The sequence below is a fragment of the Flavobacterium laiguense genome (assembly GCF_003097655.1).
Taxonomy (GTDB): Bacteria; Bacteroidota; Bacteroidia; order Flavobacteriales; family Flavobacteriaceae; genus Flavobacterium; species Flavobacterium laiguense.
In genome coordinates, this window is sequence record NZ_QCZH01000012.1 from 25,315 (window position 1) to 41,403 (window position 16,089).

General features: G+C 35.2%; 14 protein-coding genes. 9 read left to right on the plus strand and 5 right to left on the minus strand.

Annotated features, from left to right (window positions below):
• Window positions 1-3 precede the first annotated feature (3 nt).
• Genes DB891_RS11150 through DB891_RS11160 form a run of 3 tightly spaced genes read left to right on the plus strand, consistent with a single transcriptional unit; the run spans window position 4 to window position 2,691 of the window.
• Window positions 4-777 (plus strand): formylglycine-generating enzyme family protein, encoded by a 774-nt coding sequence (locus tag DB891_RS11150; protein ID WP_116763542.1) that lies wholly within the window; start codon window positions 4-6, stop codon window positions 775-777.
• Between the two features lie 27 nt (window positions 778-804).
• Complete coding sequence (locus DB891_RS11155; RefSeq protein ID WP_116763544.1) at window positions 805-1,404, plus strand: SCO family protein; 600 nt, start codon at window positions 805-807, stop codon at window positions 1,402-1,404.
• Window positions 1,405-1,416: 12 nt separating this feature from the next.
• Window positions 1,417-2,691 carry an alginate export family protein gene (locus DB891_RS11160; protein ID WP_116763546.1) on the plus strand — a complete coding sequence of 425 codons (1,275 nt, stop codon included), beginning with the start codon at window positions 1,417-1,419 and terminating at the stop codon, window positions 2,689-2,691.
• A gap of 64 nt (window positions 2,692-2,755) precedes the next feature.
• Here DB891_RS11160 and DB891_RS11165 read toward each other — a convergent pair whose 3' ends face one another.
• The 4 genes from DB891_RS11165 to DB891_RS11180 form a co-directional block, all read right to left on the minus strand.
• On the minus strand, window positions 2,756-2,992 hold the full coding sequence (locus DB891_RS11165; protein WP_116763548.1) for a hypothetical protein: 237 nt from the start codon (window positions 2,990-2,992) through the stop codon (window positions 2,756-2,758).
• 131 nt (window positions 2,993-3,123) lie between these two features.
• The gene (gene lysS, locus DB891_RS11170; protein ID WP_116763550.1) at window positions 3,124-4,833 is read right to left on the minus strand and encodes a lysine--tRNA ligase; all 1,710 of its coding nucleotides are present in this window, start codon (window positions 4,831-4,833) and stop codon (window positions 3,124-3,126) included.
• Window positions 4,834-5,077: 244 nt separating this feature from the next.
• Window positions 5,078-6,112 carry a hypothetical protein gene (locus DB891_RS11175; protein ID WP_116763552.1) on the minus strand — a complete coding sequence of 345 codons (1,035 nt, stop codon included), beginning with the start codon at window positions 6,110-6,112 and terminating at the stop codon, window positions 5,078-5,080.
• Window positions 6,103-7,335, minus strand: coding sequence for a hypothetical protein (locus DB891_RS11180; protein ID WP_116763554.1), 1,233 nt, complete (start codon window positions 7,333-7,335; stop codon window positions 6,103-6,105). The genes DB891_RS11175 and DB891_RS11180 overlap by 10 nt, the downstream gene beginning before the upstream one ends.
• Window positions 7,336-7,586: 251 nt before the next feature.
• Here DB891_RS11180 and DB891_RS11185 point away from each other — a divergent pair, with 251 nt between their 5' ends.
• Window positions 7,587-8,342 (plus strand): hypothetical protein, encoded by a 756-nt coding sequence (locus DB891_RS11185; RefSeq protein WP_223256092.1) that lies wholly within the window; start codon window positions 7,587-7,589, stop codon window positions 8,340-8,342.
• Between the two features lie 126 nt (window positions 8,343-8,468).
• Window positions 8,469-9,170, plus strand: a complete 702-nt coding sequence (lipB, locus tag DB891_RS11190) for a lipoyl(octanoyl) transferase LipB (protein ID WP_116763559.1) — start codon at window positions 8,469-8,471, stop codon at window positions 9,168-9,170.
• Between the two features lie 42 nt (window positions 9,171-9,212).
• On the opposite strand, the gene DB891_RS11195 is transcribed toward lipB, so the two are convergent.
• Complete coding sequence (locus DB891_RS11195; protein ID WP_116763561.1) at window positions 9,213-9,872, minus strand: ribonuclease HII; 660 nt, start codon at window positions 9,870-9,872, stop codon at window positions 9,213-9,215.
• Window positions 9,873-10,359: 487 nt separating this feature from the next.
• Here DB891_RS11195 and DB891_RS11200 point away from each other — a divergent pair, with 487 nt between their 5' ends.
• The 4 genes from DB891_RS11200 to DB891_RS11215 all read left to right on the plus strand — a co-directional run bounded on the left by DB891_RS11200 (window position 10,360) and on the right by DB891_RS11215 (window position 15,943).
• Complete coding sequence (locus DB891_RS11200) at window positions 10,360-12,315, plus strand: putative porin (protein WP_116763563.1); 1,956 nt, start codon at window positions 10,360-10,362, stop codon at window positions 12,313-12,315.
• 260 nt (window positions 12,316-12,575) lie between these two features.
• Window positions 12,576-13,937 (plus strand): pyridoxal-phosphate dependent enzyme, encoded by a 1,362-nt coding sequence (locus DB891_RS11205; RefSeq protein WP_116763565.1) that lies wholly within the window; start codon window positions 12,576-12,578, stop codon window positions 13,935-13,937.
• A gap of 94 nt (window positions 13,938-14,031) precedes the next feature.
• Window positions 14,032-14,514: a 3'-5' exonuclease gene (locus DB891_RS11210; RefSeq protein WP_116763567.1), complete on the plus strand. Its 483-nt coding sequence runs from the start codon at window positions 14,032-14,034 to the stop codon at window positions 14,512-14,514.
• A gap of 157 nt (window positions 14,515-14,671) precedes the next feature.
• Entirely contained in the window at window positions 14,672-15,943 is a 1,272-nt protein-coding gene (locus DB891_RS11215; RefSeq protein ID WP_116763569.1) for a DUF2851 family protein, read from the plus strand.
• Window positions 15,944-16,089 lie beyond the last annotated feature (146 nt).

The following is a 16,089-nucleotide window of genomic DNA, read 5'->3' on the forward strand; positions in this document are numbered from 1 at the left end:
ACTATGTTACAATTCAAAATAGTAGGAGTTGTCTTTTTACTAGTATTGTCAACAGTTCTAACGGCTCAAAACACTCAGTCGGTTGCCATAAAAAAGGGGGCATATGTTCCCCTTTATGGTACCACTGATAAAAAACCAGTCGAAGTAAAAGCATTTAATATGGATGTTTTTCCAATAACGAATGCACAATTTGTAGTATTCTTAAAAAAGTACCCACAATACAGCCGTTCTAATATTAAAGGGCTTTTTGCCGAAAAAAGTTACCTTTCGCAATGGAAAAGTGATTATGATTATGGGACAACTAATTTATCCAATGCTCCTGTAACCAATGTTTCGTGGTTTGTAGCTAAGAAATATTGTGAATGCCAAGGAAAAAGATTGCCTAGTATGGACGAATGGGAATATGTGGCTATGGCCGATGAAAAACGCATTGATGCCAGAACTAAAGAAGAATTTAACAAATATATTTTATCTTGGTATGAAAAACCAAAAACCTATACAAATCCAGTTGGTAAAACTTTTAAAAATTATTGGGGAGTTTATGATATGCATGGATTAGTCTGGGAATGGACTTCGGACTTTAATAGTATTTTCTTATCGGGGGAATCAAGAAAAGATAAAGATACCGACAAGAATCTTTTTTGTGGAAGTGGTTCCATAAACGCATCCGACTTAATGAATTATGCTGCTTTTATGCGTTATGGTTTTCGAGCCAGTCTAAAAGCAAATTACGCTACTAAAAACCTAGGTTTTCGTTGTGCAAAAGATTTGAAATAGTGCCGAAAATATTTTAAATATAAAAATATGAAAAAGTTAATTATAGGAATGATACTGTTGTTCTCAACTTTGCAAAGTTGTAATACAAAGGTTGATGCTCAAGTTTCATCAAAATCAAAAAACATATCGGAATTATCAATTTACAATTTACCATCAAAATGGACCAATCAAAATGGTCAAAATATAGAAATGATGGATTTGAAAGGAAAGGTCCTGGTAATGGTTATGATTTATACTTCCTGTAAATCGGCTTGTCCAAGATTAGTTGCCGATATGCGAAATATAGAATCCCGTTTATCGGAGAATATCAAGGGAAAAGTGAAATTGGTTTTGGTCAGTATTGATCCCGAGGTAGACACTCCCGAGCGATTAAAAGCATTTTCTATCGAAAATAAAATGGAAACGGATCAATGGATTTTCCTGCGTTCTACCGAAGAAAATACAAGAGAGTTTGCAGCAGTTTTGGCTGTAAATTATAAAAAAATATCTCCTTTAGATTTTTCTCATTCAAATATCATAAGCGTTTTTAATGCCGAAGGGGAATTAGCTTACCAGCAAGAAGGATTAGGTGTAAACTCGGATGAAACTATCCAAAAAATAACCGAAGAAGCGGTTAAACTTAATTAAAAAAGTATAAAAATGAATATATTTAAAAAAACGGCGCTGACTGCTATAACAATGATTAGTATGAGCGCATTTGCACAAGAATTTGACGCCAATTTGCAAATTAGACCTCGTTATGAATTTAGAAATGGTTTCAGAGCCCCAATTCCTTATGGAGAAATTCCAGGTCAGTTTATATCGAATAGGACTCGTTTGAACCTGAATTTTAAACAAGATAAAATTGTTACTAAATTAACCCTGCAAAATGTTCGTGTTTGGGGAGACGTAGGAACTACTACCAAATCAGATGTTAATAGTATTCAATTGTTTGAAGCTTGGGCGCAATATAATTTTAATGAACAATGGAGTTCTCGTATAGGTCGTCAAGTGATTTCGTATGATAATCAAAGAATATTTGGAGAACTAGATTGGGCACAACAAGGACAGAGCCATGATGCGGCATTGGTAACTTATAAAAACAAGAAAAGCCAGTTGGATTTTGCAATTGCATATAATGCCAATTCTGAATCTGATATTGCTACTAATTACGTTGTGCCATTATACAAATCAATGCAATACGCTTGGTTTCACACCGAATTGGGGAAGATTAATATGAGTTTGTTGTTCTTGAATACGGGTTATGAAAATAAATTAACAGCTCCGATTCCAACACCTACGCCAGAATTGGTAGTAGATTATATGCAAACATTTGGAACCTATTTGAATACCAAAAACAAAAGTTGGGATGCCAATTTATGGTTCTATGGACAAACTGGGAAAAATAACACCAATTCTGTAAGTGCTTATGATGCTGCTTTAAATTTTAACTACTATGTAACCGATAAATTTAAAGCCGGTTTAGGATATGAATTACTTTCTGGAAAAAGCCAAGCCAGTACGAGTAAAGATATTAAATCATTCTATCCTTTGTTTGGAACCAATCACGGTTTTAACGGATACATGGACTATTTTTATGTAGGAAACCATAAAAACACAGTTGGATTGCAAGATGCATTTTTGAAATTAGGCTATACAGACAAAAAATGGCAGTTTGCTTTGATGCCACATATGTTTAGTGCAGCCAATACTGTATTGGATGCAAATGGTAAAAAAATGGATGACTATTTAGGGACTGAGGTCGATTTTACATTTGGCTATGCTGTACATAAATTTGTTAATGTAAGTGGTGGTTATTCTCAAATGTTTGCCACTGATACCATGCAAAGACTCAAAGGTGGTGACGTTGATCACACTAACAATTGGGCTTGGGTAATGATTAATGTGAATCCTCAAATTTTTTCTTTTAAATAGTTATTAGTCTTGTATTAAAAAAGGAGCTTCAAGCTTGGAGCTCCTTTTTTTATGCTTTTAAATTTTACAGTTCCGTCAACCATTCCGAATCTTCTTTGTTCAGTTGTTCTTCAGAAATGTCATTTTCAAATTTTATATCCTCTTCACTTTCTTTTGCCATTTCCAATTCATTTTCATTTAAGTGTTTAATCTCATTTGGATCTACAGGCTGAAGTAAATTCATAATTTGCTTTAGCAAGTCAGCATCATCAACAGATTTTAGTTTGTCAATTATTTTTTGTTTTAAGTCTAAAGTATTCATAACGTGTGATTTTGAATAGTAAAGTTACGAAAAACGAAAATCGATTGTTTGGTTTGGTTTAATGTTTTTAAATAAAAAAAGGAGCTTCAATTTGAAGCTCCTTTTACATAAATAAAATATTTGTAATATTTTTACTCTTTCAATCGACAAGCTTTTACATCTCCATCAACAACAACCTCAGTCATTCCAAGAGTTGATAGATTCTTCATCGCTTTGTCCCATTTCTTACCGCTTAACTCCGATTTGACTTTTAATAAACCAAAATTCATTTGGTTGTTATTGGCTTGCAAAATTGCCACAATAACTTTCTCTTCGTCTTCCAACTCAATTTGAACTTGTTTTTTCTCCGGACGCATTTGAGGAAAAAACAACACTTCCTGAATAGACGAATTGTTGGTTAGGAACATCATCAAACGGTCCATACCAATTCCTAAACCAGACGTTGGAGGCATACCATATTCTAATGCTCTCAAGAAATCCTCATCAATCGTTCCAGAAGCTTCATCATCACCTTTTTCAGCCAAACGCATTTGGTCTTCAAAACGCTCTCTTTGGTCAATTGGGTCATTCAATTCAGAGTAAGCATTCGCTACTTCTTTACCGCAAACCATCAATTCAAAACGTTCTGTCAATTCTGGATTGTCACGGTGTTGTTTACAAAGCGGAGACATTTCCTTTGGATAATCCGTGATAAATGTAGGCTGAATGTAATTCCCTTCACATTTAGAACCGAAAATTTCATCAATCAATTTTCCTTTACCCATCGTTTTGTCCACGTCAATTCCCATACCTTTTGCGGCATCAAAAAGTTGCGCTTCATCTTTTCCAGAAATATCAAAACCAGTAAAATGTTTGATAGAATCCGTCATCGTAACGCGGGCGTAAGGAGCTTTGAAGTTGATTTTATGTTCACCAAAAGTTGCCTCACTCGTTCCATTAACACCAATAGCGCAATGTTCCAATAAGTTTTCGGTAAAATTCATCATCCAGTTGTAGTCTTTGTAGGCTACATATATTTCCATAGCGGTAAATTCCGGGTTGTGCGTTCTGTCCATTCCTTCGTTACGGAAGTTTTTAGAAAACTCATACACTCCATCAAAACCACCAACAATCAATCTTTTTAAATACAATTCATTCGCAATACGCATATACAAAGGAATGTCCAAAGCGTTATGATGCGTCATAAATGGTCTTGCCGCAGCTCCACCAGGAATCGGTTGTAAAACAGGAGTTTCCACCTCAAGATATCCTTTGTCGTTAAAGAACGAACGCATCGAGTTAAACAATTTTGTTCTCTTGATAAACGTCTCTTTCACGTGATCATTCACGGTCAAATCTACATAACGACGACGGTATCTTTGCTCAGGATCGGAGAACGCATCGTGAGTTTTTCCGTCGGCGTCAATTTTTACCACAGGAAGCGGTTTTAAGGCTTTCGCCAAAACTGTTAAACCGTAAATATGAACGGAAATTTCGCCAACTTGAGTTTTAAAAACTGTACCGCGAACCCCAATAAAATCTCCAATGTCCAATAATTTTTTGAAAACCACATTGTACATCGTTTTCTCTTCATCATTCGAAATGTCGTCTCTAGAAACATAGACCTGAATACGTCCTTCGGCATCCTTCAATTCCGCAAACGAGGCCTTTCCCATGATGCGCTTACCCATCAATCTACCTGCTAAAACCACTTCCTTACCTTCGTACTTCTCGAAATCGGCAAGGATTTCGCTCGTATAGGCGGTAGTAATAAATTCGGCTGCTGGATAAGGCTCAATGCCCAAATTGCGTAATTCTGTGAGTGCTTCTCTACGTAAGATTTCTTGTTCTGATAAGGCCATTTTATGCTGTTTTTAAGTGTGCAAAGATAGTCTTTATGTCTTGAAATTGCAAAACCCTAAAAATGATTTTTCAGCTCCCTCTCTTTTGGAGAGGGCGGGGGGTGAGGTTCTTTTTCTGGAACATCAATTTCGCGAAAAATAGAACTAAAAAAAGTTTGTAATTTTCAGCGGAATTGTACCGCCTAGATTAGTTTCTATGTATTGAAAATTGATGTTTTTCAATCAAAATGCAACAGTACATCGTTTACTTTTGCTCTGCGATTGTAGTTTGATTGAGTTTAATAACCCTTATTTTTTGGTTTGTATTATCTGCTAAAAAAAGGCGATCGTTAAGTTGTGCGGTACTGACAATGCTCCCAAAAGGATTTGCTCCCATAACATCTGCGGCATTTATCCTTGGAGTATAGGTTTTATTAACGAATTCTTCTTTAGGATAAAGGCGTAGATAATTTACATTTCCAATGTTTTCTGAGGTCACAGCCCAATCAGTGCTAAAAGTAACAGCGAGAGGTTTTGCTTCTGCGAAAGGTGTTGCTGTTGGGTTTATTGGCGTTACGAGTGAACTTGCGGCGTTGGCACGAATGTCTGCAATGTTGTAATACAAATAGCTTTTTGCATTTCGTCCTGCTACAACTAAATTTCCAGACGCTACATCCATAGAATAGATTTCGTCATAACCTTCTAAGGTGTTTAATTTTGCAATAGGAGTTAGATTCCAATTGCTTGTGTCTGTGATTTGTGAAGTTTCGAAAACTTTAATGCTAGTGTTTTTTTCTTTGACAAATACCAATCCGTCTTTTACCACAACCCCAAAAACGTGTACAAAAGTTTGCCACCATTGTCCATTTCCAACGGTATTAATGCCAAGGTTTGTGTTTTCATCGATTACAAAAAGTCTTGAATCAACACTTCCGAGGTAGATTCTACCATTATCAACCGATACAGAAGAAAGTTTTGTTAACGGAATTGTAGTCTCTCCTTTGGTGTAGTTCTTGATTGTTTTTAGGAATGTCAAAGTTTTAGCATTGAAAACTTCGAGTACATCACCATTGCAGATGTACAATTTGTCGTTTGCTATGGATATCCCTTTCGGATCTAGTTTGCCTGTTCCATCTCCAATTTGGCTTGCTGTGATTGTTGTTTCGTCGGTAGGATAGTAATAATTGTAATTGGTTGGTTCGAATGCCTCGTAAGAATCCTTGCTGCAATTTGTAAAAATGCAAAGCAATGCTATAAAAAAAGCTATTTTATTCATGTTGATTTGATTTGTTAATTCCATTTTCCAGCTCCTTTATATTTTAATAAGAATGGGTTTTTGGGAGAAATAGTAAAGACAGGTTTTTTGTAAGTGCCTGTCAGATAATTTGTTTTGGTCCATCCTTTGAGTATGTCTGGATCGGTAAAAGGGAGGTCGTTTAGGTAGATTAAGTATTTGTAAAAATGGGTCAGCATCTCTTGTTGTCCGCCACCTTCGCCACTATTGGCTAAATTGCTGCTATGATTGAAACCTGTGTGATGAGAATATTCGTGTGACCAAACCGACATTTCGCCTGTCCAATGTCCTGTTATGTAGCCGGATTCCCATTGAGAGGCTAGAGGACCACCTCCCCAAGCAGATGATCCTCCTACCATTGCGATATAAAGTGATCTGTTGTCAACGTAGTTTAAATATATTTGTTCAATTTCGGCTTTGGTTAAATAATCGTAAACTCCATTAACGTCATCCGTATTTCCGTGCCAATTGATTGCGCCATTTATAGCAGTTCCAGCTAGAGCAGCTTGTTCTTGTTTGTATCTGTCAAAATTAGTAAAGGTTTCATAATACATAGGATGACTCAAAGCATAGGAATAGTTAAGAATCATTGTTATCGCTTCTTTGGCCAAAACTGGGTTCATTGGTAAAAATTTCCCAAGTTCATTTATATGGTAGGCATCGTTAAACTGAACCAATTGTGAAGATTTTATTTTTTTGAATTTAGCAAATAAAGGATCGCTTGATTCTACCGAAAATTCGATAGCGCCAGAAGAGAAACCATCAATTTTATCAATGGTAACCGCATTGCCAGTTTCTAATAAATAATCATTTTTTCCAGCTACTAACGGAATTTGATGAAACGAACGATGAAATGCTGGGATTTTTGTAAAATGGTAGATTAAAAATCGCTTGTCATAGTTGGGTAGTTTTGCATAGATTTTTACATCAGCAAGTCCAACAGGGGAATAAAGAGATACTTGAACCGAATCTTTTCCTTTTTGGATTATTTGCAGCGGTTGATTTACCCGAAACCAACGATCTTTTTTGTCATACATTTTTGAAGGACTTTCAGTATCTTCAAACATAGTCATAGGTCTATTTCCTATTGGTAAATTGGTTGCGTCAATGCTTGCCAAATAGTTGGGCTCGTAATTGGTATATTGAGTTTCGTTATCACAGCTGGTAAGCGTAAGAAAAGAGGTAATTAGCAAATTGACAAAGAGCCATCTTTTGATGTTTGGAATCATGTAGGTTAATTTAAATTGTTTGTTTTAGGTTTTGGGGATATTGTATTTTAAAAGTGCAAATGTCACGACTTCTTTTTGTAATAAAAAGTTGTTTTTTATTTATGTAGTAAAAGATGTAGAAAAAGTATGACGCGAATTATAGATAGTCATAATTTGAGTGGAGATGTATTTGGGTTGTTTTAAAATTTTCTTAAAAATTACAGTTTATAAAATAATAAGAATTTAGTTATATTTGACAAAAATAATAGACAATGATATTCAAAACAATGAAAATATATTTCTTTTTACTTTTAATCGTTCTTACCGCAAGCTGTCAAGTTACCGAAACGATTCATCTCAATCCAGATGGTAGCGGAAACATTGAAGTTGCCAACTTAAGAGAAGAAAATAGTTATATGCAACTGGCAAAAGAGGAATATTCAAAGGAAAATATCTACAGAGACACCACTTATGTTTTTGGAGATTATATCAAGAAGCATCAAGAAACGTTTTCTAGAACCCCGGTGGCTGACCAAAAAGTATTCTTGAGATATTCGGAGGTGAAAGTTCATAGAAAAGCAAGTTCCTATGAAAAGGAATTCAGAACTACCTATACTCAAAATTTTCAAAAAGCATCAGATATTGTTGATCTTTATAAAGCCGATCATTATTTAGATGATGTTAAAAATAACTATGCCTTAAGTGCCGAAGAGCATTATTATAAAGTAAATTATTCTTTTGAAGGGAATCATTTCAATAGAACAGTTACTATTATTGATTCATTAGTACTAAAAAAGGAATTTGATGAAATTGAAAAAATAAAAACGAAGTACAAAGGTTATAAGCTGGTTCAGAGTTATGTGTTGAACTATCATTTTCCTAGAAAGATTCAATCGGTTTCTAATCCACTGGCTAAAATTAACGAGGACCGTAAATCACTTTCGGTACAATTTCTATTAACTGATTGTTTGCAAAATCCCGAAAGCACGAATCTCGAAGTGGTTTTGGAGTCAGAAGCAGTCGATTAAAACTCATATCCTAACAGGTTTCCAAAACCTGTTAGGATGCAATAAACATCTTTCAAAACTTTGTACCTTTGCAAAAAAAAATCTAAGAATCTTAGCGTCTTAGATTCTTAGTATCTCAGATAAAAAATGAACAAAACCATCCAACTTCAAGATTTAGGAAATAAAGATTACAAAGAAACTTGGGAATACCAAGAAGAACTGTTCAAAGGCATTGTGGATTTGAAGATTCAGAATAGGAGAGAAGAGACTACTATTGAAACGCCCAATTATTTCTTGTTCGTAGAGCATCCTCATGTATATACTTTAGGGAAAAGCGGTGATTTAACTAATTTACTTCTGTCCGAAAAACAATTGGAAGCCAAAGGTGCCACTTTCTACAAAATCAATCGAGGTGGTGATATTACCTATCACGGACCGGGACAAATTGTGGGTTATCCTATTATTGATTTGGAGAATTTCTTTTCGGATATTCATAAATACTTGCGTTTCTTGGAGGAAGCCATCATTCTAACATTGCAAGAATACGGATTAGCATGTGGCAGAAGCGAAGGCGAAACCGGTGTTTGGCTTGGAGTAGGGACACCTTTCGCCAGAAAGATTTGTGCAATGGGAGTTCGCGCTTCCCGTTGGGTAACCATGCATGGTTTTGCCCTAAACATCAATGCCGACTTGGGATATTTTGACAATATTATTCCGTGTGGAATCCGTGGTAAAGCGGTAACGTCTTTGAATGTAGAGCTTGGAGTAGATAGAGTAGATGAACAAGAAGTGAAAGAAAAAATATTAAAACATTTCTCTGATTTGTTTGAATGTTCGATTGTTCGATAGTTGGATTATTGGATAGTTCGAAAAATCTAAGAATCCAACAATCTAAATATCCAATTTCAATTGCTCTGGTAGTAACCTAAAACTCATTCTATGGTATTTCGTCACGCCATATTTTCGGATGGCTTCGCGGTGTTCTTTGGTAGGGTAGCCTTTGTTTTTTTTCCAATTGTACATGGGGAATTCTTCGTGAATTTTATCCATATATTCATCGCGATAGGTTTTTGCCAAAACAGAAGCAGCAGCAATACTTAAATATTTAGAATCCCCTTTTATGATACTTTGACTGGGAATTGATTTTAATAATTCGATTTCAGTTTTAGAGAATTTTTTTCCAAAATTGTTTTTCAGACCCAATTTGGCGTTTAGTGCTCGATTGCCATCCACAATAATAAATTCGGGAGTTTGGTTTAATTTCAAGATGCATTCCTGCATTCCTTTCATTGAGGCATTTAGAATATTTATTTCATCAATTTCTTTCGGATGTAAATGGGTTACAGCAAATGTAATGGCTTCTTGTTCGATAATAGGTCTGAGTTTTTCTCTGATTTTTTCGGATAATTGTTTGCTGTCGTTTAGTATTTTGTTTTCAAAATCTATTGGTAGAATTACTGCCGCGGCAGTTACAGGACCAGCAAGACAACCACGTCCCGCTTCATCGGTGCCGGTTTCGAGTAGGAAAGAGGAGAGATTATTTAGAAGCATATTGTGTGTTTTCTTCCGAAAAGTATTTAAAATTTGGTTATCAGACCCGAGCGATAGCGAACAGGCGAAGCAAACCGCTTTTTTATTTTATAGGAAAAAAAATCTTCATGGCGGTTTCGAGTAGCAAATATTGTGATTTTTTCTCGATTTTCTTTTTTGTGGGGCAAATTGATTTCGGAAAATAAATATATCTGGGGGATTGCACTATAGTTCCTACGAGTGCGAGAGGGATAGAAATAAGCTACCGAAGTAGCATGGATAGCCCGACAGCAGTAGGGAAAGGGGCAAATAAGCGGTACTGTGAGTTTGCCCCTTTTTCTACTGGTGGCTCGCCCAGATTATTCGGAATAGTGGAGTTGTGGTTTATAACTAAATTATGTTTTGTTGTTTGTTCTATAAATTGGGGTGTTTTTTTATTTATACGTTTTTATCCTTTACCTTTGCTCGATATATCAGTGAAATAATTGCCTAATTATAACCTTTGCAAATGAGAATTTTCTTTTCTTTATTTTTTTTAGCTTTCCCAATTCTCCTGTTTTCTCAAGTAAATAGTGCTAAAGAAATAGATTATAATAGCAAATACAATGCTTCGGACTCCATAAAGAAGAAAAAAGCACCAGTGGCAACCATAGATATGTATCAGTTTATTTCGGTAGATCGGGATACGACTTATATAGATACGACGCAGTCTATAAAAAAAGAATATAGTTATAATTATTTGAGGAAAGATATTTTTGGTCTTTTGCGTTTTACCAATGTGGGGCAAACGTATAATACGTTGCAGTATGGTATAAATGGTTTTTCACCGTATCCTGAATTTGGTTTTACGGCAAAACAATTTAATTACATCAAAGCCAATGAAATTAAATATGCGAATGTAGCGACTCCGGTAACCGAGTTGTATTTTAAAACTACGATACTAAGAGGGCAATCTGCAGATTCTTATTTTACGTTGAATACTTCTCCAAGGCTGAACTTTTCAATTGCGTATAGAGCATTACGATCTGAGGGAAGGTATATTAATCAAGAGGCACGAACCGGAAATTTTAGATTTACGACGAGTTACAATACAAAGGATGGTCGTTATGTTGCCAATGCGCATTATACTTCTCAGAAGATTCAGAACGAAGAAAATGGGGGAATCAGTAATGTAAGTGATTTTGAAAATGGCGATCCTTCTTTTGACAATAGGGCTAGGTTGGGTGTTTATTTTGAAGATGCCATGTCTTTGCTAAAAGGAAACCGTGTTTTTGTGGATCAAGCCTTTAGGGTAAACGGAAAAAAAGGAGCCAATAATTTATATGTGACCGAACAGTTTAATTATGAAAACATACATTTTAATTATAGCCAGCAAACAATAGCTTCTTCGGTTGGAGGAAATCAAGTGTTTCGTTATGGGGAGTCTTTTGTGACAAGCGGCATAAATGATGAAACGAAGTACAATAAAATGTACAACAAGTTGGGGTTGATGTATGAGAACACCACTTTGGGAACTTTTATTTTTTTTGCAGATGATTTGCGCTCTAATTATTACTATAACAAGATACTGTATTTTGATAATAATGTTATTCCAAATTTGTTAAGTCAAACCATAAACACGATTGGAGGACAATACAATTATCGTAAAGACAAATGGAATGGGAAGTTTTTATATTCGAAATCGGTTACGGATCAAAATTTATCTAATCTGGATGCGTCGGCTCAGTATGATATTAATGACGAGAATCAAATTTCTTTCCGATACCAGAATATGAATAAATTGCCGAACAACAATTATAATTTGTATCAAAGTAGCTATAAGGCGTACAATTGGTCAAACGATTTCCAGAATGAAAAAATTAACGCCATTAGTGTTAATGCCACTACAAAATGGGTTTCGCTTTCTTTACAGTTGAATTCGATTAAAGATCATTTGTATTTTGCGGATATCACTACGGCAACCGAAAGAAACGAGGGTAAGCAAATAGTGGCTCCGGCTCAATATGGCAAGGCGATTAATTATGCTTCGCTTAAGGTTGCCAAAGAGTTTGTATTTGGTAAATTTGCATTAGATAATACGTTGTTGTTTCAAAAAGTAGATCAATCTAATTCTATTTTGAATGTTCCGGAATTTGTAACCAGAAACACCTTATATGTGTCGGATTATTTTTTTAAGAAAAAGTTGTATTTGCAAACAGGGATAGAGTTGAATTACTTTACCAGTTATTATAGTGATAGTTGTAATCCTTTGGTTGGAGAGTTTTTTGTTCAGGACAAAGTGAAGATAGGAAATTATCCGAATCTTGATTTTTTTGTAAATACAAGGATTCAACGTACTCGAATTTATTTAAAAGCAGAACATTTTAATTCACTGTTTTCAAAAAACAATTATTTTTCGGCACCCGATTATCCGTATCGTGATTTCTTAATACGATTTGGATTAGTTTGGAATTTCTTTAATTAGTATTTTGAAATTGTAATTTTGAATATTTCTAAAAAGAATCTATAATTGATGTTAGACAATTGAACCATTAAGGAATTAAGTTTAATAAGTCACGATTTTTAGATGTTTTATAAAGTGTAATACGATTTGATAAGCTGAATAATCTCAAGGTAAAAAAACAGCAAGTTGCAATACTTAATAAACTTAATTTCTTAATGGTTTTAAAATGGGGCGTTTTGTAGCGCCAAAACCATAATTCTAAATTTTAAAATAACCACATAATGCAATACTCAGAAAATATATTAGGAACTATTGGGAATACACCTTTGGTAAGACTCAATAAAGTAACTGCAGAAATAGATGCTTTGGTTTTGGCCAAAGTAGAGACTTTCAATCCAGGAAATTCGGTAAAAGATCGTATGGCTGTAAAAATGATTGAAGATGCCGAAGCCGATGGTAGACTAAAACCGGGAGGAACAATAATTGAAGGAACCTCGGGGAACACTGGTATGGGCTTGGCGCTAGTAGCGATTATCAAAGGATACAAATTGATTTGTGTGATATCCGACAAGCAATCTAAAGAGAAAATGGATATTCTTCGTGCAGTTGGTGCCAAAGTGGTGGTTTGTCCTACCGATGTGGAGCCTACCGATCCTCGTTCGTATTATTCGGTTTCCAAAAGATTGGCCGAAGAAACACCAAATTCTTGGTATGTGAACCAATACGATAATTTATCGAATTCTTTGGCACATTATGAGCAAACTGGACCTGAAATCTGGAGACAGACAGAAGGTAAGATTACTCATTTTGTTTCGGGTGTGGGAACAGGTGGAACGATTTCGGGTGTTGGGAAATACTTGAAAGAGAAAAACCCAAACATCAAAATCTGGGGAATTGATACTTATGGTTCCGTGTTTAAGAAATATCACGAAACCGGAATTTTTGACGAAAATGAAATTTATTCATACATCACAGAAGGTATTGGGGAAGATATTTTACCAAAGAATGTAGACTTCTCTTTAATCGATGGATTTACCAAGGTAACTGATAAAGATGCGGCAGTTTATACTCGAAAAATTGCCCTTGAAGAAGGAATATTTGTGGGGAATTCGGCTGGTGCTGCTATAAAAGGATTGTTACAGCTCAAAGAGCATTTCAAACCAGAAGATGTGGTTGTAGTGCTGTTTCACGATTCGGGAAGCCGTTACGTGGGGAAAATGTTCAACGACGACTGGATGCGAGAAAGGGGATTCCTGGACGATGATATTACTAAAGCCGAGGATGTGATTAAAGATCATATCGATAAACCATTGGTTATTGTACGTACCGAGGAATTGGTTTCGCACGCTATCGAAAGAATGCGTAAATACAAAATATCCCAAATTCCAGTAATTGATGTTACGGGATTTGTAGGTTCGGTGGATGAAAGTGATTTGTTCCGTAGCTATGTAGCTGATAAAAATGTAGCCGATAAACCTATTAAAGAAGTGATGGGAAAACCATTCCCGATTGTAAAATTAGGTACTTCGATAGATGAACTTTACAAGTTGTTTACCAAAGAAAATGATGCCGTACTAGTTGATTTAGGAAACGGTCACCATCATATTATTACGAAGCACGATATTATTGGGTCGATGAAGTAATCTTATTTGGATTGGGATTTTATGTAAATCATAAAGTTCCAATCTTTTTTATAATCAGCAATCAAAAATCGTTAATCCTAAATCAAAAATCAAATTGACCTTTACCGCTATAGATTTTGAAACCGCAACGGCCTATCATCCCTGTTCTGTAGGGATTGTTACTGTAGAAAACGGTGTTATTGTAGATGAGTTTGTGACTTTAATCAAACCACCCAATAATGAATACAGTCCATTTACGATAAAAGTGCATGGAATTTATCCAAGAGATACAGCTAATGCCAAAACCTTTGCACAAGTATTTCCTGAGATTAAAAAGCGTCTTCAAAACAAAGTTGTAGTGGCTCATAACGAAAGTTTTGACCGTAATGTTTTGGTTAAATCAATGGCACTTTATGGTCTTGATTATGAGGATTTAAATATTGGTTCTCGCTGGGAATGTACCGTAAAAATATACAAAGCCAAAGGGTTGAAGCCAACAAAACTCAGTGATTGTTGCCGTGAAATGAATATAAAGCTAAACCATCACGAAGCCTTATCGGATGCGAGAGCTTGTGCTAAATTATATTTACTTAGGTAGTTTCTAGCTTCATCTCCTTTGGAGAGCGGGGCTGAGGATTCGGTGGTGGTGAGTTTTTTTTATTTCGTAAGGTAAATTGTTCTTTTTTTTTAGTACTTTAGTCTTTTAGGACGAGTCTATTATCTCTCATCTTTCCATCTATTATCTAAAAAAAAATATGAAAGAAGATTTTCTCCACTACCTCTGGAAATTCAAAAAGTTTGATACTTTGAATCTTAAAACTTCCAATCAGGAGGAAATCACTATCAGTAATGTTGGACAGTATTTAGAACTGGCCGGCCCCGATTTTTTTAATGCCCAAATTACTATAGGAAGCCAAAAATGGGCAGGAAATGTCGAAATTCATCTCAAATCGTCCGATTGGTATGTGCATCATCATGAGAAAGATGCGGGTTATGAGAACGTAATTCTGCATGTAGTTTGGGAACATGATTCCGAAATTTACAGAAGCAACAATACCGAAATTCCTGTTCTGGAACTCAAAAACTATGTTGGTACGACAACGGTCAATAATTATCAAAAGTTACTGTCTCCCAAATCCTGGATTTTTTGCGAAAAGCAACTAAAAGAAATTCCGAAATTTGCATTAATCAATTGGCAAGAGCGTTTATTTTTTGAACGTTTAGAAAGAAAATCAAAACCTATTTTGGAGTTGTTAGAGTCAACGAATAATGACTGGGAAGCGGTTTTGTTCTGCCTTTTAGCAAAGAATTTTGGTTTGAATACCAATGGCGAAATATTTCTCAAAATCGCTCAATCTATACCATTTTCCGTAATACGAAAAGAATGTTTTGAAGTCGAAAATCTGGAGGCTTTGCTTTTTGGTTCTTCAGGATTATTGGATGTGGAGAAAGAAGATAATTACTTCAAAGATTTAAAATTCAGGTATTATTATTTGCTTCATAAATATCAAATTGAGAAAAGTTGCATCGAACCCGTTCAGTTTTTCAAACACCGTCCCGATAATTTCCCGACGATTCGGCTTTCGCAATTAGCCAATTTATACCACAAACAGCAAAATTTATTTTCTAAAATAAGCGACTTGAACTCTCTAGAAGCGATTTATGAAGTTTTTTCTGTTTCGGTAGCTCCTTATTGGCAAACCCATTATCAATTTGACAAAGAAAGTCCTAAGAAAAAGAAAGCGTTGTCTCAATCGTTTCTTGATTTGATTGTTTTAAATACTATTATTCCGCTTCAATTTGCTTATGCCAAAAGTCAAGGAAAGGAGATCTCAGAGGATTTGATAAACATTTTAAATGATGTCGAACCTGAGAAAAATTCAATTATCGATAAGTTCAGTTCTTTTGGATTAAAGGCTAAAAGCGCATTCGAAACTCAATCCCTTTTGCAACTTAAAAATGAGTATTGTAACAAGAGTAAATGTCTAGAATGTGCTATCGGAATGGAGCTGTTGAAAAGTAATTAGAATTTTGTTTATTTTTGCTCAACTCTTATGGGAAATTTAAGATTATGAAATCGCCATGACAGCATTTGTCGCAATTGCAAATCATCGAATACCAAAATAAAATAGTAACTGATGAGATAAACACCGATGAAGATCTGGCGATACCA

Excerpts from the sequence above, each read along its gene's own strand:
- DB891_RS11160 (WP_116763546.1), top strand. The coding sequence starts at position 1,417 with ATGAATATATTTAAAAAAACGGCGCTGACTGCTATAACAATGATTAGT.
- DB891_RS11205 (WP_116763565.1), top strand. The coding sequence starts at position 12,576 with ATGCAATACTCAGAAAATATATTAGGAACTATTGGGAATACACCTTTG.
- DB891_RS11175 (WP_116763552.1), bottom strand. The coding sequence starts at position 6,112 with ATGGAATTAACAAATCAAATCAACATGAATAAAATAGCTTTTTTTATA.
- DB891_RS11165 (WP_116763548.1), bottom strand. The coding sequence starts at position 2,992 with ATGAATACTTTAGACTTAAAACAAAAAATAATTGACAAACTAAAATCT.
- DB891_RS11200 (WP_116763563.1), top strand. The coding sequence starts at position 10,360 with ATGAGAATTTTCTTTTCTTTATTTTTTTTAGCTTTCCCAATTCTCCTG.
- lysS (WP_116763550.1), bottom strand. The coding sequence starts at position 4,833 with ATGGCCTTATCAGAACAAGAAATCTTACGTAGAGAAGCACTCACAGAA.
- DB891_RS11215 (WP_116763569.1), top strand. The coding sequence starts at position 14,672 with ATGAAAGAAGATTTTCTCCACTACCTCTGGAAATTCAAAAAGTTTGAT.
- DB891_RS11185 (WP_223256092.1), top strand. The coding sequence starts at position 7,587 with ATGATATTCAAAACAATGAAAATATATTTCTTTTTACTTTTAATCGTT.
- DB891_RS11180 (WP_116763554.1), bottom strand. The coding sequence starts at position 7,335 with ATGATTCCAAACATCAAAAGATGGCTCTTTGTCAATTTGCTAATTACC.
- lipB (WP_116763559.1), top strand. The coding sequence starts at position 8,469 with ATGAACAAAACCATCCAACTTCAAGATTTAGGAAATAAAGATTACAAA.
- DB891_RS11150 (WP_116763542.1), top strand. The coding sequence starts at position 4 with ATGTTACAATTCAAAATAGTAGGAGTTGTCTTTTTACTAGTATTGTCA.
- DB891_RS11155 (WP_116763544.1), top strand. The coding sequence starts at position 805 with ATGAAAAAGTTAATTATAGGAATGATACTGTTGTTCTCAACTTTGCAA.
- DB891_RS11195 (WP_116763561.1), bottom strand. The coding sequence starts at position 9,872 with ATGCTTCTAAATAATCTCTCCTCTTTCCTACTCGAAACCGGCACCGAT.